Origin of the sequence: Ellagibacter sp. (assembly GCF_048412355.1) — a bacterium.
In the GTDB taxonomy this organism is placed as follows: Bacteria; Actinomycetota; Coriobacteriia; order Coriobacteriales; family Eggerthellaceae; genus Ellagibacter.
Window position 1 is genome coordinate 29,786 of the sequence record NZ_DBFSAP010000009.1, and the last position, 24,172, is coordinate 53,957.

The following is a 24,172-nucleotide window of genomic DNA, read 5'->3' on the forward strand; positions in this document are numbered from 1 at the left end:
CCCTTTCGCTCCCAGATAGTGAAAACGCCCTCCGACGGGGGCGTTTTCGCGTGACCGCAAGCCTATCGAACTCTCAAACAAGCTTGCCTTCTATCCCAACATACGAATGGCATGCACTCGGAGACGAACGACGACGCCTTCCCTTACATCATCTCGCTTGCCGAGAAGCTCGGCGGCGCGAGCGGGCGATGACGATGCCCGCCCCCGAAGCAACGAGCACGGCGAGGGCAGCCTGCGGCAGGGGCGCATCCCCCGTCTTCGCCAAGTTCTCCGATCCCGGCTCTCCTTCAGCGGAAGGAACGGGGTCGTCGGTTACCGTCACCCACGCGGTGCCCTCCTTCTCCAAAATCGTCACATGGGCCGCAAGATCAGAAGAGACGTCAGCGCCCAAAGCCAACCTGCCGTCGGAGTAGACCAAAAGCGTTACGGGATCGAGCATTTGGTAGCCATCGGGTGCCGAAACTTCCCTCAAGACATAACGCGTCCCCTCGTCCGAGCCGATAAGCTGCACGTCGGAGAAGAGGGCACCGGCGCCATCGGAGATGAACGACTTGCTTGTAGAGCCGTCGGGGAAGCGTCCCTCGAGGCTGAACTGCGCTTCGGCAAGCGCACCGCCCTCCTCATCGAGCTTCACGGCGCTCACTTTAAGCGGATCGTCGACAGCGATGACGCACGCCTCGCCCGCACCTTCCGAAAGGAACCATCCTGCCTGAGATGCAGCCGGAGCGGACGCACCCGCCCATCCGCCAACGGAAGACCCCGCAGAAATCGTGCCATCGGGGTTCACCGTGAAAGTAAGCGACTCCTCAATGAGCTTGTAGCCCATTGGAGCCCGGGTCTCCGCAAGATCGTAGGAGTTCCCTGCAACCAATTGGGCAATGCAGGAGACGGAACCCTGCTCATCGGTCTCGAACTCCTTCGCCGCCGTTGTGCCGTCGGCAAAAGCCGATCCCTCTTTCGGCGTTATAGCGAAGCGAGCCCCCTTCATAGCGCTCGCAGCGGAACCATCGGAGGCTTTCTTTTGGAGCACAAGCTCAATCGGGCGGTCCTTGGCCGAGACCACGATATTGCCCTCGCCTATCACCGAGTATCCCGCGTCGGCGGATTGGCCTGCCACGGGAACGAGAGAGCCGTCCGTCGCCACGGTGAACGCAAACGCCGCCTCGTTGACCTTGTACCCTTCGGGCGCCTGGGTCTCGGTAAGCGTGTATACGGTCTTGCCGTCGGCGATCAAGAGCCCCTTGTCGAGATCGGCCATTCCGTTGGAATCGGTCGTCATGCGGCGCTCAGCCGTCCCGTCCGCGAACGTTCCCGAAAGCATGAAGCTTGCGTTCTCCAACTTTTCCAGCGCATTGAGGGATGACACCTTCTGCACGTGCATCTTGGTGGGGTCGTCCCACACCTCACCCGTGAAGACCGTGATGACGGTCCCGCCCACCGCGGAGGAAGTCGCCTTGAACTCGACGGGCACGTCGCCTTGCGCCCTCATGGTCCCGTCGGCAGCCACCTCGACGATAAGCGACTTGCCGGGAATCGTGTAACCTGCGGGCGCTGTAACCTCGGTTATCTTATAGCGGCAACCCGCGATGAGCTGCCCCTTCAAGGAGGTCTTCCCACCCGCGTCGGTCGCGTCCAGCAGTTTCGGCTCGGTCGTTCCGTCGGCAAACGAGGACCCTTCGACGGGCGCTACCTCAAACACGGCGCCAGCCAGCGGCTTGTCGCCAGCCTCGTCTTTCTTGACCAGGGAAAGCTCGATGGGGTCATCGACTGCCCGCACCGAGACAGCGTCTTCAGCGATGCTTATCGAGCCGTTGGCGAACGACGTTTCCTCCGCATCGACCTGCTCGATGGTTCCATCGGTGTTGACCCTGAAGGCGATCTCGCCCTCGATTTGCTTATAGCCCGCAGGGGCGGCCTCTTCCCAAAGCCGGTAGACGTTGCCCGCCACAAGATGCCGAAGCGTGATCGAGCCCTCTTCCATGGAAAAGACCTTCTCGTCCACCTCGCCCGTTTCGCTGTCAGCGAAGACTCCCCTTACGCGGAAGGTGGCGCCGGAAAGCGCCTTGTCCGGGGTATCCGTCCCCTTGTCCGAGCCGTACTTAGCGAGCGCGATCTCGATCGGCTGGTCCACGGCGACGATGCCAAGATGGTCGTCGAGCAGGCGGTATTCACCGTTGCTTACCGACGAGGCGTCAATGTTGTCCTCATAGACCCGCCCATCATCGGCGACCGTGAATGTCAGGCTGCCCTTGATCAGCTCATAGCCGGCAGGCGCCCTGGTCTCCGTGAGGGTATACGTCTTTCCCACGGCGAAGTGCAGAGCGCTCACCTCTTCGACGCTCAAGCCCTCGAACGTGCGCTGCTCCAAAACGCCGCTCGTCGCGTCCTTGGCGAAAGTGCCCTCGATTGTGAATTCCGCGCCCTTCAAGCGAGCATCCCCGCTGTCGGCTCCCAGCTTTGCCAGCTGAAGGCTCACCGCATCATCGGTCTTGGTTATCGTCACCGTTTGCCCGTTGGAAATGCTGAACCCCTTGCCCGCCTGGGGCGAGAGCGCCTCGACCGTGCCGTCTTCTCCCACCGTGAATTCGAACGGCGAGTTATCGAGGATATAGCCTGCAGGCGCCTGCGTCTCCTTGAGCGTATAGCGGGCGCCGGAGAGCAGACCGTCAACGAGAACCGTCCCGTCCAATCCCGTGGTAAAGGGCCTCGTTGCCTGCTCGACTTCGCCGTCTTGGTTTCGGAACTCGCCCTCAATGGAGAAGGTCGCGTTCCCAAGATTCAGGTCAGTTGAGCTCTTCTTCGCAAGCACAACCTCTATCGGCGTGTCAACCGCAGTGACGATTGCTCCGCCAACGGCTAGCCTCCAACCGGCGGGGAGGGCCCCAATCGGCTCGATTCCCCCGCTCGCCGCGACCTTGAACGTCGCTTTGGGGAGCTTCTCGTATCCGATAGGCGCTTTCGTCTCTTCGATGGTATATACGTTGCCCGCGATCAGGAGCCCCGTGGCAACGACAGAAGCGCCATCGCCTTCGGGGGCTATAGTCATCTCTGTGGCGCCGCCCGCGAAAACGCCCGTTATCTTGAACTCCGAGCCAAGAAGCGGATTGTCGTTCTGGTCGCGCTTGTACACGATGATGCTCGTAGGCTCGTCCTTAACCGTGAGAACGCTTGCGCTCCCGTCGGAAGAGAGATCCCAGCCCTCGGGAAGCGCACCGCCTGCACAAGCAGCAACGCCGTCATCGGAAATGACAATCTCGATCTCGCTCGTTTCGGGAAGCGAGAATCCTTCAGGTGCCTTAGTTTCGGCGACAAGATAGCTGTTGCCCGCAATGAGCTGACCCTTGAGTGAAGTCGAGCCCGGAACAGGCTGCGCGATTCCGAAGGCGTCCGTTACGAATTCCTTCGAAGCGGAGCCGTCGGCGAAAGCGGAGCCATCCTTCGGCACGACCGTGAACCGCGCGCCCGCAAGCGCGACCGTTCCGCTCGGGTCGGTCTTGCGAATGCTGAAGCCGATCAAGGAATTGGCGACCTGCCTAACGGCGATCGGGGTCGTCAGCGTCGCCTCGACGTTCTCAGCGCTCACCGTCACCTCGTCGGAAATCGCCCACTGCCCGTCTTTGACGCCCGTATAACCTTCGGCTGCCTTCGTCTCCACGAAGCGATACGTTCCCCACGGCAAATTGGAAACGAGCACCGACCCCTTCTCGTCAGGGGCGCCGCCCGACGCCTGCTCGGCCTCGGACACCGAAACGATCGTCCCATCGCCGTCAACGTCGGCTCGATATTTCTTGCCGGAAATGATTCCCTTGGCAACGGCCGCCCACGTTCCATCGGAACCCTTCTTTTGCAGGGCGAATTCCGCCCCTGCGATGCCGCTTCCGGTTGCAGAGTCGACCTTTTCCATGTAAATAGCGCCGTGCAGCGGCGTGTTCGCAAGCTTGCCGTCGGTACCCAGCGAAAGCGTAGCGCCACTATCGTCGTTGTCGACCGTAAACTTTATAGGCGCCACGTCGGACAGGGAATACCCCACGTTGCGTGTTTCCGCCAAGATATAGGAACCCTTCTTAAGGCCGGTCAGCTTGAGCGTCCCCTCGTCGGCGGTGGAGCACGACTCGACTATGGACCCGGTCGCGTCGAGCGCGTAGGCTTTGCCAGATTCGAGGCCAGAGGCTATAAGGCTGCCACCTTCCGTGCCATCGTCTCGTCTCAGAGCGAACTGGGCGCCTGATATCGCGGCACCCGTTTCCGAATCGACTTTCTCAAGTTCGACCGCGGCATTGAACTCGTCGTTTTTCGCCTCAAGCTTCACGGAGGGCTGCGACGTTTCGGTTTGGTCGATCTCAAACGCAAAGTACTTTCCTTGCGCATCGACCGTGTTGTTCGACGTTCCCGTCTCTATGAAGTAGTAGCTCCCCTCCGGCAGGCCGTTGCTTGCGCGCTGGTAGTATTTCGCATACTCCTCGCCAAACGCCTCGACCGTGTTCTTGTAGATCGCCTGGGTGTCGTCACGCGAACGCCAAGTGCCGCCACCGTCGGTGACGATCCCCGTGGCTATGCACACGCCGCCGCCGTTTTTGGCATGCTCGTCGTATGTGCCTTTGTACAGGTCGAAAGTCATCTTGGCAACGGGCGCCTGATCGCCGTTGTGCTCATAGTATTTATGCAGCTCAACCTCGCCGCGGACAACGGCGTCGGTCACCGTCACCGTGGCGGTGTTGCCCTCAACGGTTACGGCGACGCCGCTTCGCGCGTCGGAGGCGCAGGCCACAGTTCCATCGGAGGCGATCGTTATCTCAAAGTCGGCGGCTTTCACATGCCCCGCCGGAACAGAAGTCTCCTTCACAGTGTAGGTACCGGCAGGCAAGCCGACTATGAAGCCCTGATTCGCCCCCTGCATCTGAAGACCGGGGTCGCCTGACTCGGGCGAGGCACCCGCGGGCCAAACGACACTGCTAACCACGCCCTCGTCATTGCGCTGCCAACGGGCATATAGCTCGCCGTCCCGCCAAAGCTCAAATGTCGCGCCGGAAAGCTTTTCGCCCTCGGAGCCGAGGGTTTCGTCGCCGATCTTGTCCATCGTGAAACGAGTGGCGGTGTTGGTGATTGTAGCTGCAGAGACATTGCCCTGGCCATCGACAGCGGCATCATCTGCATAGCTTTCGTAGAAGCCCGACGAGCAGTCGCTTACCTCGATCACGCGATAGCGGTAGACGTTGCCCGCCTGGTCGGTTTTGGGCAGGCCCGAATACGAGTAGACCCATGTCCCGTCATCCTGCTTCCATATAGGTTCGTTCGCCTTGCCCCCATCTTTGGTTGCATCGGCCCAAGACTGCCCATCGACAGAGCGCTGCACCCTAAGCTTGACCAAGTCACGAACCTGCTCGATGCTCTGAGGAGCCAGCCCCGTGCCGTAGTCGTTGAAGAGCTTCTTGCCCGCGATGTCGATGGTGTCGAGCCGATTGACGAATGCGTTGCCCGCCTGGTCCTCCTGCGCGACGACCAGCTTCACCTTGCCGTCGTTGCTCGTTGCGACGACCGTGCCGATCGCGCTATAACTTCCCTTGACCTGCTCGACCAAACGGTAGGCATACTCCGCGCCCGAAGGATCGGTTTCGGGAAGGTTCCCGAACGTGGCCGACGCCGAGTCCCCCGTTCCGGAAAGCACGGCGGTGAGCAGCTTGGGGTTCAAGCTGCCCTGATCGTCGGCAAAGGGGCTCTCGATTTCGGCTCCGTATTCGCTCAGCCACCTCCACGATGAGGCGTCGGAAGGGGTCGTCGTGCGCTGCAGCGCGTAGGTGAGGGACCAAGTATCGCCGACATGCTGCGTTCCCGGCCGCGAAGCCCACTCGTTGCCCGCGTCGTCCCATGTCTTGCTCGCCGAAATCGAGGTGGATTCCAAGGCGTTCGTTATCGTCGACGTCGAGACCAGCTCGCCCTTCCCGTTAGTCTCCGAAGATTCGCTTTGGGAAGGCTGATAGGGCTTGTAGGCAAGGTATGAGCCCGTCTCATCGGGGGACGAGATCGCTACCTCGGTCTGATTGGCCGACCCCGCGTCGTATGTCAGCTTCGACTCGACCACGCGCCAAGAGATTTCGCGCGAGACGCCCTCGAACGAATAGAGCGTGGGCAGGTTCTTCCACGTATAAGAGTATTCGTCTGTACCTTGGTTCTCCTTATCGGTGGCAAGCCAAGTCATCTCGAAGGGCTGGAACTTTCCGTCCGCCTCCAAGCCCGCAAGCGCGTTCCCATTCTTGTCGGTGATGCCGAGCGTCCTCAAAACCTCGCCCGCATCGCCCCATTCGCCGCCCTCGACCTTGGCCTGCACGCGAACCGTCAGGCTTGGACGCTGCTTCCAGTCGACATCGAGGTCGTCGTCCCATCTCTTGACGACGGTCAGCTTGCCTTTCAGATAGTTCTCAATCGTCGGCACCGAAACGGGGCTGCCACCGACATGGTTGTCGGCGCTCACCGTGCCACCGTTGCTGTCGGATTTGACGAGATACTGCGACCCATCGGGCAGTATCTCTTTCACCGTATAACGCCACGGCTTGCCGTCGGGAGCATACTGCTCGAGATTGGAGATGGTGTACACCCAGGTGTTGGCGTCGGCAGACTTGTTCCATTGCAGGTAATTGGGCGCACCGGGATCCTCGCTTTGCAGTTCGATGACTCCCGCAGGAGAGCCCGAGTCGAGCCCCACGAGGCTTCTCATGGTCTCGACCATCCCCGGCACCTGCCCTTGCGCATCGGGAATGCCGTTTTGGTAGGTTCGCGTCACCTGAAGGGTAATGTCCCCAGGGCGCAGGCCGAATGCGTTGCCCTGGTCTTGCCAGGTCTTTTTCCCCTGCAAGGAAGTCAGCGTCTCCTTGGGGTAGTAGGTGTTCCTGAACGTGACGTCGGGGGTCTCGTCATTGGCGACCATCGTCTTTTCGGGTTGGTCGAAAGTCCCCTTATCGGAGTTGTACTTCGGCTCTCCCAGATCGCGCGATCCCCAGGAGTCGTTTTCAAGCACAGTGCCCGGTAAGAAATCAGCGTCCGAAAGGCTTTTGTCCCCCAAGGAGACACGCGTTCCGAAGCCGTCTATGCCGTTTTCAGCAACGTAGTACACCCAGTACTCGCCGGACGGGGTGTACATCTCCAGGTTGTCGAAGGTGTACTGCCCGACTCCGGTCTGAGCGCCCGCACTCGTTTGCCCGTCGGTGGAAACCTCCGTGGTTATCTCGCGAGCCAAAAGGGTGTGAGAGGCAACGCGCTCGGCTGTGCTTTTCTTTCCATCGCGGGTCACGTAGTAGCGATAGAGCGTGAAGGTGGTATCGGGGACCTTATCCCCCGGCTCCATGCCTTCGTAGAGCTTTTTCACTGTCAGCTTTCCCGTAACAGATTGGTATGTGTTGATGACGCGGTACGAGCCGGGAGTACCCGAAATGGCGAAAACGCTGCCAGCCGACTGCTCCGCCCCGCTTTCGGCAAGTTTGTCGGCCGTGAAGCCGCCGGGCTTGCCCTCAAGACCGCGCACCACTTCGGTGGGCCGATATTCGTACAGATTGCCGTTTCGATCGTATCGCGGCAGCCTGTTCGCAGCGTCGGGCGCGACGCCCTCCTTATTCAAGCCGTAGGAGGAAATCAAATAGCTATAACCCCCAGATGCGTTTTTCTTGATGTCCTCCGTCCAGGCAACAGCCGTTTTGCCGTCTGTCACCCCGGCACCATCGACGGCGTTGTCAACGGACGCGACGGAATACCCGCCATCGGCGGTTTTGCTGATCTCCAGGTCCTGCCAATCAAGCACTTTCCCTTGTACCCAGTTGCCGTCCTCGTCGTAGGTCCCGTTCGCGAGCCTTCTCTGCATGTAGATCGTGATATCGGGCAAGTCTGCCTCGTCGAAGCCGAAGGGCAGGTCACGCCAGGTCTTCTCTCCGCTGATGTCGATGGAGTTCTCGATTCTGAAGTTGAAGGTGCCGTCCTCGCGAACTGCGTCGGCCATGCCCCCTTCGGCTTCCGAGCCAACGGTCACTTTGTTGAGCGCGGAAGAGACCTCGGCGCTCGCCTGGTCCCACTTAGGATTGCCAGGATCGGGGTCATTGGCGCTGTAGGTAAGCCACGAGTCGGTGTAGTCGAGACCCTCCACTGCGTCTTCGGACGTCCCGATGTGGCAACTTGCGTAGTACACGATTTCCTTGCCGTGGCTATCGTAGCGGGGAAGGTTTCTGATAGTTGCCGCGCTGTGGTAGTCGTCGATGCTCTCCCACGAGTAGCTCTCGTATCCGGTGACCTTCTCCAACGTAGCGCGCGGATGCACGCCGTCGGCGTCCATCACCAAATTGCCGTCGGCGTCATATTGGTACACCTGACGCCACAGCGTGAGAAAGACGTCAGGGCGCTGTTTCAGTACCTCGTTGACGTAGCCGTCGTACCAGGAGGTGAAGAAGGTGACGTCCTTCGTTTGGCCGCGCTTGTTGTTATAAGAAGCCGTGATCGAGTCGAAATAATGCCACTTCGAAGTGTAGCCGCGCGTATAGCTGGTTCTCGTTGAGGTATAGTCGCCGCTATCCTCAAGCCACGCCTCCTCGATATTCCAATCGACAACAAACCCATTGGAGTCGTATTTCGGCAGCAAGGCGAACGCCGTGTGCGACGTCGCAGCCGAGCTATCGATGCGCACGACGAGCTTGGCCCCCTCATCGCCTTCTACCTTGTTGCCGTTCTCGTCGGCAAGCCAAACCCCACCAGGATAGGCTTTCGTGTTGTAGATGGCCCTCTCCTGCATATCCGGAGCGGTGAACACATATGATCCCTCATCTGCCTGCTCATCGCCTGCGGTCACGTAGACGTTGCCTTCATCGTCTGCGCGGAAGGCGACGCCGTCGTCTGCCGAGGAGAGGACAAAGCACGCGCTCGGACGCTCGCTCGGGTCAGCCCCCGCATCGGTCCAGCTTTTATCAACGAAGACGCTCACGTTGCCGACTCTTTTGTTCCTCACCTGAAGCGAGCCTAAGACATCGTCGGTGCCGTAGTCGACCTCGTAGACATACGCATTTCCCCCGGCTTGGGGAGATCCGACCATGCGCTCGTTGAAGGGGTTGTTCTGGTTCGTCTCCGCCCAATTGACCAGCAAATCTTTGTATTCGGAGCCTTCGGGGGCAGCGATAACTTCATCGCGCGTCACAACGGCGTAGTTATCGCCCGCCGAGTCAGCGTCGCTTACCGACAGCTCGCGGATATAGACATCGTCTTTTTGGCTGAGCCCGTCGACCGGCACATAGCATTCCTTGTACCAGGCGTTCTCATAGGAAAGGGTCGCTTCGTCGATCTCCGCGTCCTGCGCATATTTCAGCTCGCCATCTTCGAAGATGTCGTGCTTGGCGAAGATGCCCACCTTGACGGGCACACGAGCAGAGGTGTTCCCCCCGTCCTCCCATGCTTTGCTGACGCGAATTAGCGACCCACCGGATCCGGGCTTGTTCCAGATTTTCGTCACGTTCGGAAGACCCGTCTCAGGGTCTTCGGGCATGTACTGGTGTTGCTGGAAATACCCCATCGCGCCTTCAACGACCATGTAATCGTACTCCGAGCCGTTGGCATCGTATTTCGGCAAGCCCGTGAAGTCCATCACCCATGGCTCGGTTTCCTGGTAGAAGAACGCGGTGCTGCCATCCTTCGAGGCGACTTCCCGCTTTTCGGATTTCGCCCCGTTGACCGTGAATTCCCCGAATACCTCGTTGTTGCGCAGCAGCGTTACCGTAACGGGTTGGGCCTCGTAGCCAAGGTTGCTCGTGTCCTGCGTGAACTCCTGCGTGTTCTCGTTCCACCACCACTTTTGCATCTGGGCTGTCGTCTCATCGACGTAGCGGTTCACCAGCACGCCGCGCTCTTTGTCGTATTCACCCTTGAAGTGGAGCGGAACATTAGTACCCTGAGCATCGACGATGGAGGAGAAGATGAAGAAGTCGCCCGACATGAGCTTGAGCCCGGTATTGGGGTCGGTATTCTGGATGAAATAGCTCATGGGGTCGCCAGCCTTGGTTACCGCGACCTCGTTCCAGCGATAGACCCACTCTTTGCCGTCCTTGTCATAGCGAGGAACGTCCGCGCTCACCTCTTGCGTCATGTTCTCGGACGTCCATCCTGTCACCGTTTTTAACTGGGCATCATACGGGACGTCGTCGCAATACTGAAAATCGTAGGGATACCGGAACGTGTCACCCGTATCGGGGTCCGTGACCTCGTAGGTATCGCCGTTGGCAACCCAATAGCCCCGATTCTCATCGAACGTGGCATGTTCTTTAAGTATGCGCTCGAGCTGGAAGGTCACCTCGACGTCTGCAAGCTGGTCTTGATACGACCCCGCCTCCCATGTCTTAGCGAGCGTCTGCTTCGTGGTATCGCTACGGCGATTGATGATGGTACCGCCCATGTAGAGCGACTTGTCGCCATCCGCGCGGACGGCATCGCCCCCCGCAGCGACGGTGTTCTCGAAATCGGCGCTGTAGTAGTTCGCACCCGTATCGCCTGTCGCCGATCCGTCTTCAGCGACGCCCGATCCGAACAGGGTCTCGTAACCCGACAGGCCGTCCTCTCGAATGAGATAAATATAGGGATAGCCAGCAGGGTCGTACTTCGCGATCGAGCAATCCGGGTACTGCTTACGGAACAGGCCACCCAGATCGATAGCGCCGTCACCGGCCTTTTCGCTTTCCTCCGCAGAGAGCGTAAGCGTTACGTAAGCGCCTCCGTCGTCGCGGGTCGTCACCTGAGACGCGCTATCGGGGCCGGCTCCATCGCGCAACGAGTAGCGCCAAAGCGTGAACCTCGTCTCCGGGCGCTCAGAGGCGTCGTCGTCGAGCCAGATCTTATGGGCATCGACGCGCGTGTCGCCCTTATGGATGAGGATGATCGTGCCGTTATTGTGCGCCGTCGTGGTGTCCGAGCTGTAGTGCAGGGTGTTGAGGTTGTTGTAAACAACCTGATAGTAATCCGAGTACGTGGCTCCATCGGGGAACGTCTTGGTGCTCTTCGACTCCTCTTGTTGGAGGCTGTACTCGAATGCCGACCCATCGGGATGATACATCGGCCAGCGCGCGGGCCCTAGCATGGCAGTCTGCCCATCGTTTGAAATCGACAGCTTCAGGGTGCCGTCTTTCATAGCATGATAGAGTTCGTTGTCCGCTTCAGGACCCCCCGTCAATTCGGAGTAGTCCTCCTCTGTGCCGTTGACGTTCTTCTTCACGATGAGCTTTTGGTGGATGCCCCATTCCTGAAACCAGGCATCGAAGCGCTCGTCCTCTGGCAGGCTCGTCAACCGCCCTGCCTCATCGCCAACGCGCAGGGTGAAGTTGAAGGTGACGTCCCCCAGAAGCTGCATCACCTCTTGCCCGTCGTTGACGTAGCCCGGATAATCATTGCGCGGAGCGTCGATGTAGGCCCCGTCGTATGCCGTCTCTCCCTCGCTTACCCCGTCGTGCCTGATAGACCAGGTGATGTGCTTTCGGGTCTCCTTGTAAATCGGATTGCCCTCATCGTCGAGCGCGGGGCTGCCGTCCTCGTCCTTCTTCTGCGTCGTGACGACAACCTCGGAATAGAGCTCTGACGCGCTCGCCTCATAGGAGTTGGTCGTTTTGCGGTCGACCCGCACGAAACAATCGGTGTCGGGATTTCTTAACTTGTCAAGGTCTTCCTGGGTCATGCCCAACAGCCGCTTCGCATCCTGCGAAACGACGCAGTTGCCCGCACTATCCGTCTCGAAAAGGCGGTACGACGCATCGTCCCCTTCAACTTGGAAATAAAGACCGTACTCCTGCCTGTTCATCATCTCGGTCGTTGACGGGCGAGACCCCGAGTTGTTGTCGGCCCACAGGGTGACAAACGACGCCGAGCCCTCGCGCTTCGAGGAAGGATGGATTCCAACGACTTCGTCTTCGGCTATCGCATTTGGCTGCCCCTTACTCGGAGCCGCGCCCATCAACGACAAAAACTCGCCCCTCGAGGGCACGCAAAGCTGCGCGCTGCGGCTTCCCGATGCGGTTTGCTGCAACAGCCAGTTGAAGGTGGATGGAGCATCCTGCACGAGGTCGGCGGAGAAAACGACGGGAAGCTGCACTGACGCGGCGAGCGTCAAGGGCATCGAGGCATCGGCGCCCGTTGCCCGTTCTGCACTTTGGCCATAAAGCGGCGCGGCACCTGAAGCAGTGTCGACCGGAGTCGTGAAAGTCACCTTGGCCTTGTCGCCCTCCCACGTCGCTTCGGCTATCTTCACCGTTGTGGCGTTGCCTTGCTCGTCGTTTTGGAACACGTCGAGCGCAAGCGTTTCATCTGCGGGCTTGAGCTCTTTCGGAAGCTCCACCGAGAGCCAATCGCCGGGGACGACCGCCTTGTGCTCGCTCGCACTGAGGGAGGCTGTCGCCGAGGCCTGATCTGCGCCCGAGGACGGATTCGCGCCCGAATCGCCGACCCAAGCTGAGGGGTCGAGCTCAAACGAAAGATCGAGCGTGGCAGGAATCGTCGAGGGGAGCTCGCTTTGGGCAGCGCCGCTTGGGGCCGCCGCCTGAGAACCGGCCGGATGGGATTCGCCGCTTTGAGCAGCTTGCGCCTGGGTGTCGCCCGAAGAGAGTGTCGCGCCGGATTCGCGCGCGCTTTCGATGAGCTTCTGCACATCGACCGTGATCCCTTTCGAGGACAACATGAGCGCCTGGTACTGAGCGCCCCAATCAAGAGCGGGCGAAAGCGCTGGGGAATCAGGCGCGTCCTGTGCTTGCGCGGAGTCGGCAGCTTCGCCGACCGAATCACCATCGGGAGCGGAATCGAGAGCGTCGCCACCCGTCGATTGCTCCTGAGGGACAGACGTATCCGCCTGCGCTTGCCGCACGTGGGACAAGTTGCCCGCTAGCGTTGTGGGCACACAAAGCGTCAATGCGAGGAATATCGAAAATGCCTTGCTGGTAAGCGTGCCTTTGAAAGGCACCTTGTTTGATCGGTGCATTTTACGTAAGCCACCTCTGTAGTTTTACCCAACCCATCAGTTCTCTGCCTAAGCAAACGACAGAATCAGACGAGACATTAGCGCTCTTCAACCGATAATCCAAGGTGAACCCCCGAAACAACGGCAAAAATCGATAAATGTCCCCCTCCTTGCCTTCAACTCGTTTCCTCCATGCTATGAGCGGAAGCCAGCCGCACCCAGCCTTTTTCCAATGGGAGGAAAACACGAGGAGGTGGCACCCCAACCGACAGGTCGCGCATCATTGTCGCAACGAGGTCCCTTTACATCGCAAAAAACGAACACGCCCTCTCATGAGGGCGTGTTCGTCTTTTGGCTATGAGCCTTTCGGCCACCTGGGCGGACTGCAGAATCGCCCAGGCGAGCTTGCCGATTATCCGGGCGGGCTGCGGGATCGCCCAGGCGGGATTGCCCCCTATCCGAGCGGATTTCCCCCTGCGGGGTCGGGTGCCTCGAGCGGAGAGGCCTCGGGGGCCAATCGCGAATCGGAGTACACCATGCTCTCGGGGCGGAAGGGGTTATCCTCCTCGGAAAGCCCGCTAGAGGCAGCACCTGCGCTCTCGACGGGCAAGCGCAGGATGGCGCGCAGACTGTCCTCGTAGATGGAATCCACGAGCCGCGAGAACGCCTGGTAGGCCTCCTCCTTGTATTCAACGAGCGGATCACGATGCCCGTATGCGCGAAGCCCGATGCCCGCTTTCAAGCCCTCCATGTCGGTAAGATGCGCGACCCAGTGCGTGTCCATGATGCGAAGCGTTATCTGCGTGCAGAGCTCCTCGAACAAAGGATTGCCCACCGCCTCGCGCTTTTCGTCGAAAACCCTCATCAGATGATCGCGAACGTCTTCGGCGAGCACATCGGGATCCTGATCGCATTCGATTTCGCTTGAGTCGTAGCCCTTTTCTCCCGTCATCGACTCAACCCACGCATCGACCGTCCCGAAATCCCAATCGTCCGAAGGAATCTCGGCGGGGCAGTTCTCCTCAAGCAAGCTATCGACCATGCTCTCCACGAACTCGGCCATGCCCTCGCAGACGTCCTTGCCGTCCAAGATGGCATTGCGCTCGCCGTAGATGGCCTTGCGCTGCAAGTCCATGACATCATCGTACTCGAGCACGTTTTTGCGCGAGGCAAAGTGCATCGACTCCACCTGTTGCTGAGCGGCGGTGATCACCTTCGAGACCAGCGGGTCCTCCAAAGGCGAATCGTCAGGGATGCCCCTTTGCACCATCATCTCAGAAACCTTGTGTATGCGCTCCTTCCCGAAAAGGCGCAAAAGGTTGTCCTCGAGCGAAAGATAAAAGCGGGATTCGCCCGGGTCTCCCTGTCGCCCGGCGCGGCCGCGCAGCTGGTTGTCGATACGCCGCGCCTCGTGACGCTCGGTACCGATGACGCACAGTCCTCCGAGCACGCGGACGGCATAGCCCTCGCGGTCGGTGATATACCTTGCCTCGGCGTCGGCCGCATGGAGCTGCCACTCTGCTGCCAACTCCTCGTCTTTCACACCGAATTTCTTAAGGGCGGCCTGCCGAAGCATCTCATAGTTGCCTCCGAGCAGGATGTCGGTTCCGCGGCCAGCCATGTTGGTGGCAACGGTGACCGCGCCAAGCCGGCCCGCCTCGGCAACGATCGCAGCCTCACGCTCATGTTCTTTCGCGTTGAGCACCTGGTGCCCGATGCCACGTTCGCATAGCTTCTCTGACAACCGCTCGGAAGCCTTCACCGAAGCCGTACCCACGAGCACGGGCTGCCCCTTGGCATGACGGCGCTCTACCTCGTCGGCAACGGCGGCGAACTTGGCCTCTGCAGTGCGGAAGATCAAATCGCCCTTGTCTTCGCGGATCACGGGCTTGTTCGTGGGGATGGGGACGACGGGCATCTGGTAGATATGATCGAGCTCGCTGTCGGCGGTGAGCGCCGTGCCCGTCATGCCGGAGAGCTTCTTGTACAAGCGGAAGTAGTTCTGCAATGTGACGGTTGCGATGGTGTGCGTCTCGGGCTTAATCTGAACGTGTTCCTTCGCCTCGATCGCCTGATGGAGACCCTCGGAATAGCGGCGACCCTCCATGATGCGGCCCGTGAAGGCATCGACAATCTTCACTTCGCCCCCGTCGACCACGTAGTCATGGTCAATCTTGAACAGGAACTGGGCCTTGAGCGCCTGGCGCAGCCGGTTCGCTGTGGCCCCTGAGAGGTCGGCATATACTTCGCTGCCGAGCATTTTCTCGATTTTCGCAAGGCCGTTTTCGGTTTCGTACACCGTTCGGCGCTTCTCGTCGAGGACGACGTCGTTTTTGGGATCGAGCTTAGCCGCGATTTCGGCGAAGGTGGAGCAGATAGCAGAAGGCGCACCGGAGAGCCCTGAGATGATAAGCGGCGTGCGCGCCTCGTCGATAAGCACCGAGTCGGCTTCGTCGACGATGCCGAACGCATGGCCGCGCTGCACGCGATCGCGAGGCGAAGAGACCATGTTGTCGCGAAGGTAGTCGAAGCCAAATTCGGAATTGGTACCGTAGGTGACGGAGGCGGCGTACGAGGGTCTGCGCTCCTCGGGCTCCATGCTGTTTTGGATAAGCCCAACCTTCATGCCGAGCAACCCGTATATGCGGCCAACCCATTCCGCATCGCGCTTCGCCAAGTAATCGTTGACGGTGACGACGTGAACGGGATCGCCCGACAGTGCGTTCAGGAAGCCCACCGAGGTGGAGACGAGCGTCTTTCCCTCGCCAGTCTTCATTTCGGCGACGCACCCATCGTTTAAGGCCATGCCTCCGATGAGCTGCACATCGTAGTGGCGCAGCCCCACCGTGCGCTTCGACGCCTCGCGCATAAGCGCGAACGACTCGGGCAAAAGACTCTCGTTGGCCTCGCCAGCAACCGCACGCTCGCGCAGACGGTCGGCCGTAGCGCGCAATTCGGCATCCGTCAACGCGGAAAGGCCGTCTTCGAGCGAGTTGATGTTGTCGACTATACGGCGATACTGCCTAAGACGCCTGCCGTCGCCGAGCGAGAGCAGCTTGGATATGGGGTTGGGCATGGGAAAAAGCCTCCTGGGAAAACATGGGCGGGCATTTCGTCAGAAAACGCCGACGCCCCCTCCCAGGTTTCCCGGATGAGGGGGCGTCGGCGCACCCGAAGCCTTACGCGACAGCTTGCGATTGATTGCCTAAGGCTGACCCTGAAGCATGGGAATGCTCGCGTCCTTTGCGCGACGCTCGCATCCCGCATGCCCCATGGCCAGCCTGCTGGGATTAGCTCCCAGCAGGCGAAAAATGAGCCTCGTTTAGGCAGTTAGCTTAGCCAGCGTAGCGGACGACCATAGCAGCCGCCTCGGCGCGAGTCATGTTGGCGAGCGGCGTGAGAACGTTCGTGTTCTTGCCCATGTAACCGCCCTTGACCGCCCATGCGACGTACTCGGCAGCCCAGGAGTCAACCGCGGAAGCATCGCCATACGCAGCAAAATCAGCAGCGCTACCGGCAGTGTAGTTGCCGTACTTCTGAGCATAACGGGCAAGCATGGTCGCGAACTCTTCGCGCGTGATGTTGTTCTCGGGAGCGAAGGTGCCGTCGCCGTAGCCAGTCACGATACCAGCAGCCTTAGCCCACGCGATGGCCTTGCCGTACCACATCTTGCCATTGACGTCGCTAAAGGACGCATATCCGTAGATCTCGTTGTAAGAGCCCTCGGGAAGGTCCATATCGGCGCGATCGCGAGCCATGTTGAACAGAACCTGTGCAACCTGAGCACGAGTGATGGTGTCGTTCGGCCCAAAGAGGTTGGTGTCAGTGTAACCGTTCATAAGACCGAGTTCGGCAGCCTTGTTGACCTCGTTGTAGTACCAGGCACTCGAATCGACATTGTCGGCGAACTTCAGGTTTGCCTCATCCGCAACCGTGATGGAAACCTCCGTTGGGAACGTGTAGTTCAGAGCAGCGTCGTCATCTGCAGCCGCGATCTCGATGGTGTAGATGCCCTCGTCCTCAAGCTTGGTGACTTCCTTGCCAGAAACATCCTTGACCGTCACCTTAGCGGCAGCGGGGAGCGCCTCCCACACAGGCTCGCCATTTTCGTCGGTGCCAGACTGGTATTCGAGGTCAAGGTCAGCAACCTCGGTACCCTTCTGGACATAGGTAAGAACCGGATTCTCGGTATGGTCGAGCCACGCCTTCTGCTCAGCACCGACCTTGATGGTGCTCAGGTCAACCTTGTTGATGGTGATAGGCACAACAGCCTCGCCCTCGAAGACAACATTGTCGTTCTCGATGACAAGCTTGTAGGAGCCCGCATTAACTGCCTCGGCGACGTCCTCACCCTCGGCATCGACGAGCTTGGCCGTGGTGCCCTCAATTTCTTGGCCTTCAGCATCGGTAACCGTGATGGTGAAGTCACCGGCCTCGATGGCAGCACCGTCAAAAGCCTTCTCGACAGAAGTGACGATTTTGCCCTGGTACTCAACGACGACGTTCTCGGCAGTAACGACGGTGGCTTCCTTGATGACAACCTTGCACTCAGCAGATCCACCCAGAGTATAGGTGTTGTCGTTGATAGCGGCCTTCACGGTGTAGGTACCGGCCTTGTGAGCCTCGAAATCAGTCGTTGCGTCGTTGCCATTCTTGTCGGTGACGGTGACATCAATCAGGGATTCGGCAACAGCCTTGCCTGCGGCGTCCTTGGCGGCAATCTTGCCGAGGTCGAAGTAGACCGGCTTCTTGTCGCCATTATTGGAGGTGAACTCCGTCGGGAACGCGGCGCCATCGTATTCGAAAGTGGCAACTGCGTCGACCTTGTTGCAGGTTACATTAGCATTGCTACCCGTGATGTTGGTGTTGCCGTCCGCCTTGGCGGTGAAGGCGTACTGACCCTTGGCATCCCAGGTCTGGCCACCGTTGAGCGTCAGCTTGACTTCAGCCGGGTTCGCGAGCGTATCGGAGCCGTTCTTGACAGAAGTCGGAGTAGAAGGCTTGGCAGCGGTTGCACCGTAAACGTCATCGACAGAAATCGTGGCGCTGGCAAGATCGAATTGAGCGACCTCAACGTTGGCAATCTTCTTGACGTTGCCAACGAAGTTGCCCTGGCCGGTGATGACCGCATAGTACTTACCAGCGTTCTTCACTTCGACTGCGGGATCGTTGTTGGCGTCGCCGCCAGCGTTCACGAACTTGATCGTGTAGTCGGTGCCAGCCTTAAGAGCCTTGCCGTCAACCTGAACGCCGAGGTCAAGCACATTGCCGGTGTAGGTGAACGTCGTGTCGGAAACGTCTTTGGCGTCGTCCGGGTTCACCTGGAACAGGGTTGCGTTAGCGAGAGAAGCACCCTTGACGGTGATGGTGGCGGAAACCTTGCCGCCCTTGTAGTCGCCGCCAACAGCCTCAACGGACACGGTGTAGGTGCCGGGAGCCTTGATTTCCTTCACCTCGGTGCCGTCCTTGGTGATGGTCACCTTGAAATCGTCGCCCGTGGCGGTAACCGCAGACTGGCCCTTCGGGGTAACGGTGACGGTGCCCAGATCGAGCGCGGTGCCGTCGGTGGTCGCGTTAGCGGTGAACTGGTTGGTCTTGCCGCTCACGGGGCTGAACGTGCTGTCCAGCGCAATGGTGCCAGCGTTGAACAGGGTCACGGCGCTGGTGGTGTCCAGAAGTTCGATGCCGTCGTTCTGGGCCTCGTCGGCGGGTGCTTCCGCCGCGAAGGCCGCTGCCGGCACCATGCCGACCGCGAGAACGCCCGCGAGGGTCGCGCTCACTGCCTTCTTCCCATTAAGGGAGTCTTTGCAAGCTGTCATTTTTCCTCCTATTGGAATGTGGATACTGCTTTGGGAGCAATTTCACTTCCTCCACGGATGAAACCTAAAGCTAGTGTGCCACCCGTGAAGCAAGCTTCACAACGCCCAAATGACTCTTCTGCATTATACACAACACCGTCAATTTGAAACATTTAATTTTAGTTTTCGGCAGAAATTAACAAGCCGCTCACATTGATTGCCCTTTTGACGATAAGGCTTTGCTGGCGACGAAGCTCATCCTTATCTCATTCTACTTCTTACGATACCGTGTCTGAGCTGGCGATAAAGTCACTATTTCGTCAAGACGCCGTCTTCGCTCATTGTTCTTTTCTGCTTTGGTTCTATACTAACGGTTGGGCTCGGCTATGCATGGCCCGCCCATGGCCGCCGCGGGGTTCGGGTACAGGCTCATGCACATTGCCGCCCTATGGCCTTTGGAATCATGCCGCCGTGCCCGGCGGCGTCCGCTCATCACTCATAAGGTTGCTGCTATTTGCTCTTTGGAATGTTGTCGAGGGCTGGCGCGCGGCGGCTTCGTCCCCTTTTTGGGAAGGAGTTGTCTTTGAACAAAGTCGATATCGCTCCATTCGAAGTGTTTTGCGGCATAGATGTTGGGAAAACTTCGAACCATATTGTCGCCCTAGACCGTCATGGCGACAAGCCGTTGATTAATCGGAAAGTTCCTCAGGAGGAGGCGGAGATTCGCGCTGCATTGGAGGAAGCAGGCGATTTCGGGTTTGCTCTCGTTATCGTCGATCAGTTCGGCGCGTTCGGCCGTCTTGTCGTCGGCGTCGCTAAAAGCATGGACATTCCTGTAGCGCACATGTCGCCACGCCGCTTTCGCCAAGTTGCTGAAACGTACGGTGAGGATAAATTCGACGAAAAGGATGCGTTCATCCTGGCTGATGCTTCACGAACAACGCCACGCAACATCGAGTTCGTGGGCAATCGGGCTGAGTCGATGGCGGAGATTAAGGTGCTTTCCTCGCGCCGCGACGACATTGTCGAGGAGCGCACGCGCTGCTACAACCGGCTTTACGATTTCATCCATCAGGTAAGCCCTCCGCTTGAAGAGCTCTTCTCGAAGAGGAAACTTCATAACGACCTGGAAATTCGACTAATTGCGCGCTATGGCGGGCCGATTGGCTTTCGCCAGGCGGGCCGCGCTCGCGTGTCAACGTGGGCGGCGGAGCTGAAGTATCACTGCGTGGACGGCCCGAAGAAGGTGGAGCAAGTTTTCGACGTGCTCGATCGGCAGACCGTCATGCTGCCTGGCGCTGCGGTGATCGAGGAGCAAATACGTTCGATCGCATCGCGCATAATCGAGCTATTGGCTGAAGAGAAGCGCTTGAATCTGACGATTGAGCAGCGTGCGAAGATGATTCCCGAGGTTGATCTTTTACAGAGCATCCCTGGCGTCGGCCCGGTGTATGCGGCGCTGATTGCCGTCGAGATTGGCGACATTGGTCGGTTTCGCGATTCGAATCACCTGGCGTCGTACGCGGGTGTGGCGCCGCGCAAGGAGGATTCGGGAACGAGCGTTCATAAGAGACGGAAACGAAAAGGAGGTAACCGGCGATTGAAAAATGCGCTCATGCAGTCGTCGCAGCGTTCGGTTCAGTGCGACCCTGTGGCAAGGGCGTATTACGAGCGCAAGCGAGCCGAAGGAAAGAAGCATTTGCAGGCGCTCCGAGCGTTGGCGAGACATCGGGTGACGGTGATTTTCGCGATGCTGAACGAAGGTACCTTCTACGAGCCGCCTGTTGAAGTGGACGAGAATGGCCGCGGATAGGATATGACGTGCGTGGTGGCGTACGGTGGTGGGCGAGCGAGCCGTATGAGCGCAAATTGCCAGAGGGCAGAATGCTCGCTGTTATGAAAACCCTTATAGGTTGATTCCAATAGGAATAACCCCCTTTCAACAATTTAATTTTGTTTGCGATAATGTTTTTGGGATATCTTCGGCTATAAGGCGATTGTCCGTTTTTTGGTACATCATGGAAGACATTACGCCCCTCAATTGTCTCAAAATCACCTCTCGGAATAGCGGCTCCCCCGAGCATGAGTCACCCGGCGAAGCCGTTGTCCTGGCTCTGAGCGTGCGCAGCGAGGGTGAGCCTTTTCTTCCGTGGTACAATTCCAAGCATGAGCGCCCAACTTGCGGGCGCGCTTTGTTCGCAACCTACGGGAGGATACCCTCATGATCAAAGACCTGGTGAAAGACGACGCCGTCTTGTCACATCCCTGCGATGCCGTCTCTGCCGAGGAAGCCGCAGCGCTTGCCGCCGACCTCACCGACACGCTCGAGTCGCTCGAAAACGTCGCGTGTCTGCACGCCAACCAGCTCGGCGTGACCAAGGCCGCCTTCATCTACCTCGATGCCGACGACAAGCCGCACATCATGTTCAACGCGAAGATGATCCGCGCGCTCGGCGCTTTCAAGACCACGGAGGACTGCCTGTCCCGCGAGGAGGAATCCAAGGTCACGCGCTATGCCAAGGCGAAAATCAGCTACCAGGAACTTGCTGGCGACAAGCTCGTCACGAAGAACCGCGAGTTCACCGACTGGACGGCCGAGATCATCCAACACATGATCGACCACAGCAAGGGCAAGCTGGTCTAAGCCGCAAGAGCCGCGCACAGGGTCCACGCCTGCTCGGGGCCTCCCCGCGCCCGCTTGTGGCAGCGAGCAGAGTCCGCAACCGCATGGGGCTGCCACACTGCGCGCCGCATTCCCGAGCACCCAACTTCAAGCATCAACCAAGAGGGGCGAGCCTCCAAAAGAAGCTCGCCCTTCTTCATGGGAGCACCACCGTCCCTCGTTATCGCAGCCCTACCTCGCTATTTCACTCGCGGCTTTATTCCCAATCGAGCCCATCGTGCGTCCACCGGCGCTCAGCGGCTTCGCCGTTCGGAACGACGTTGAACAGCGTCCTGCCCGGTTCCGTGGCTTCGCGCACATCATTTTCCTCCCCTTTGATGCGCGCCGCGGCTTCACCCAGCTGACTGAGAAGCTGACCAGCGGCGCCCTTTCCAGATTCCTGCGACGTAAGGAGCACCAAGCGGCCATAATCGAGGTTGCAATAATACCTTTTTAGGGAACTATTGCAACATGATTATTAATTTTCACGCAGGCAGAGCACTATATATATATCTGACATGCAGCACTGTCCCTGGAAGCTTCCACCAAGCCGCATTTGCACTTTCATCGCCGCATGGGCGCGCGTGCCGAGCACGACGAGCGACCACGCGGTCGTCTAGAGCCAGTCGAAATCGCCAGACGAGGGGCTTGCTCATAGTGAGATAATCAAGAGTACGAGAGGCACGTCTCGCGTACTGTGTTGCATAAGTTGCGTAGGGGCATCCCACGCAAGAACCGCTCACATCAGGAGAAGCAGAATGGCGCCTAGTTTTAATCTTGGGGAAACGCTATCCCGAGCCGCCCATACCGCCGGAGGGATAGCCAAAGGAGCATCGGCAGCCGTCGAGTCCGCCGCCAAAGGCGCCGCAAACGCGGCCGAAGGCGCGGGAAAAGCGATCGTTAACACGGCCGCCTCGGCATCCAAGATGGCTGGCGCCGCCATGTGCTCAGTTGCGGAAGGCTCGTCGAACGTCGGCGAGCAAATCGCGTCCTCTGGTGCGGGCAAAGCGATTGCGGGAGCCGCGAACGCTGTGGGCGGAATCGCCGTCGACGCCGCCATGGGGTTGGCCCAGGGAGCGTCATCCCTCGCGTCCGGCGCGGCGTCGACTGCGGAGGGCGGCATCAACGCAATCAAGGAGAACTCGTTCTCCGCGCGCCTGCGCAGGGCGCGCATCAAGGGTTTCCGCGACGGGATCAAGCAGGGCGCCTACCTTGCAGGCCAGAAGCGGCACAACTTCATCTACGCCTACGTGGCAACGCTCTTCTTCCTGATGCGCTGCGACGGCGACTTCTCCCAAGAGGAGCGGGAGTGGCTCGAGGACGGCCTAGACTACCTCAAGCTGGACGGCGGTCTCCCGGACGACGTGAAGGCGAAGGTGCAGGCAATCGCGGACGACGAGGACCTGTCCTTCGACCGGGTAAAGGACTGTTTGGACAACATTAGCATCGTGTCGCTGGGGTCCATAGCCGAGCAGCTTCAGGTCGCCGCAGCGGCGGACGGGCAAGTGACCGAGGAAGAGGAGCACGCTTGCAGGCTCTTCGCCGACTACATGGCGGCGAGGGCGGCGTGCGTGGCCGTCGACGAGAGCTGGGCGGAGCAGGCAGTCGAGAAGTCCGTCCGCGAGTACGGCGAGAACCTCGAGCGCATCGACCGTGAGTTCAAGGAGCGGACGAGGCTGCAGGACGCCGACGCGGCCTTCGTCGTCGCCGCGACCATGCTCCAGGTCGCCCGCGTGCTCGTCATCAACTCCCTGACGGAGGTCGAGCGGGCGGGAGCGGGCAACGCCAAGGAAGACGCCCTGCATAGCTTCCAGGACCGCGTTTTCTCCGGCTTCGACGATGGGGCTCCGGCGGAATCTGGCCGCCTGTTCGCCTCCAAGAGCCACATCCTCTCCTCGCGGGGCGTGCCGTACGACGCGACGCGCTACGAGGCTGAGAACCTAAAGATATTCAAGGGCGCGAACCACCGGTTCGCGACCCTCGGCCACGACCCGGTGCTCGGCCTCGTGTTCGGAACCTCGAACATCATGACCAACAGCATCACCTGCGTTAGGGACGCCAACGTCTTCGGGATCGGTGCGCGGATCCCCGCGACCTACTCGGTCTCCTACGACGCATTCGGGAAGAACCCGCTGATCGGGGCGCCCACCGGGACCGTGGAGATGCTGGTTGCGGCGGGAAGGCGCGTCGTGAGCGAGCCGGATGCCGCCGCGGCGGCCCTGATCAAGCAGCTGGTCCACATCGGCACGGACCTCTACACGCCGTGCGGGATACAGATCCCGTTCGCCAACCTCGTCCTCGACAAGGCGTACACCGAGGCCCTTACCAAATACGTCAGCACCGGCGATGTTCTGAAAGTCGGCGTACAGGCTGGCATGACGGCGCTCATTAATTGGCTGATAGCGGCGCTACACGGCTGCTCGCTGATATTCAATGACGACGGGTCGGACTACTGCACCGAGATGTACCAGGCGCGCACCAAGAAGATCATCCTCATCTCCGATACCATTGCGACCTCGAGCAGCGTTGTGCAGGCGTTGATTACGGAGAACCCCAAATGCCTCGACCTCGGAGGCGCGACGGTGCTCGTCTACCGACTGTTCTCGGATGCTCGCTTCGTCGCCAAACTCAAAGAAGAGTACGTGCAATCGGAGCTCGATAAGATCTATGACAAGCGAGCCAAGGGACTACTCTAGACGCCTTCCTCGGCAGCGGCGCTATTGTGCCAGCTGTCGGCGCGCCAGCCTATGTTTACAA

General features: G+C 59.5%; 6 protein-coding genes. 3 read left to right on the top strand and 3 right to left on the bottom strand.

What is annotated here, in order from left to right; all coding sequences use genetic code 11:
* Positions 1-148: 148 nt before the first annotated feature.
* From ACMRQN_RS01195 to ACMRQN_RS01205, 3 genes are all read right to left on the bottom strand, one after another.
* Positions 149-12,895, bottom strand: coding sequence for a SpaA isopeptide-forming pilin-related protein (locus ACMRQN_RS01195; protein ID WP_418733464.1), 12,747 nt, complete (start codon positions 12,893-12,895; stop codon positions 149-151).
* A gap of 514 nt (positions 12,896-13,409) precedes the next feature.
* Positions 13,410-16,031 (bottom strand): preprotein translocase subunit SecA, encoded by a 2,622-nt coding sequence (gene secA, locus ACMRQN_RS01200; RefSeq protein ID WP_418733465.1) that lies wholly within the window; start codon positions 16,029-16,031, stop codon positions 13,410-13,412.
* 259 nt (positions 16,032-16,290) lie between these two features.
* Complete coding sequence (locus ACMRQN_RS01205; RefSeq protein ID WP_418733466.1) at positions 16,291-18,774, bottom strand: S-layer homology domain-containing protein; 2,484 nt, start codon at positions 18,772-18,774, stop codon at positions 16,291-16,293.
* Between the two features lie 562 nt (positions 18,775-19,336).
* Here ACMRQN_RS01205 and ACMRQN_RS01210 point away from each other — a divergent pair.
* The 3 genes from ACMRQN_RS01210 to ACMRQN_RS01220 all read left to right on the top strand — a co-directional run bounded on the left by ACMRQN_RS01210 (position 19,337) and on the right by ACMRQN_RS01220 (position 24,111).
* A complete protein-coding gene (locus tag ACMRQN_RS01210) occupies positions 19,337-20,566 on the top strand; it encodes an IS110 family transposase (protein WP_418733467.1) in 1,230 nt (409 codons plus the stop codon).
* 408 nt (positions 20,567-20,974) lie between these two features.
* Positions 20,975-21,397, top strand: a complete 423-nt coding sequence (locus tag ACMRQN_RS01215) for a peptide deformylase (RefSeq protein ID WP_418733468.1) — start codon at positions 20,975-20,977, stop codon at positions 21,395-21,397.
* A gap of 776 nt (positions 21,398-22,173) precedes the next feature.
* Complete coding sequence (locus ACMRQN_RS01220) at positions 22,174-24,111, top strand: hypothetical protein (RefSeq protein WP_418733469.1); 1,938 nt, start codon at positions 22,174-22,176, stop codon at positions 24,109-24,111.
* The last annotated feature ends 61 nt before the right edge of the window (positions 24,112-24,172 follow it).

Bases quoted from the DNA above. Each gene is read 5' to 3' on its own strand.
- secA (WP_418733465.1), bottom strand. From the start codon at position 16,031: ATGCCCAACCCCATATCCAAGCTGCTCTCGCTCGGCGACGGCAGGCGT.
- ACMRQN_RS01215 (WP_418733468.1), top strand. From the start codon at position 20,975: ATGATCAAAGACCTGGTGAAAGACGACGCCGTCTTGTCACATCCCTGC.
- ACMRQN_RS01205 (WP_418733466.1), bottom strand. From the start codon at position 18,774: ATGACAGCTTGCAAAGACTCCCTTAATGGGAAGAAGGCAGTGAGCGCG.
- ACMRQN_RS01220 (WP_418733469.1), top strand. From the start codon at position 22,174: ATGGCGCCTAGTTTTAATCTTGGGGAAACGCTATCCCGAGCCGCCCAT.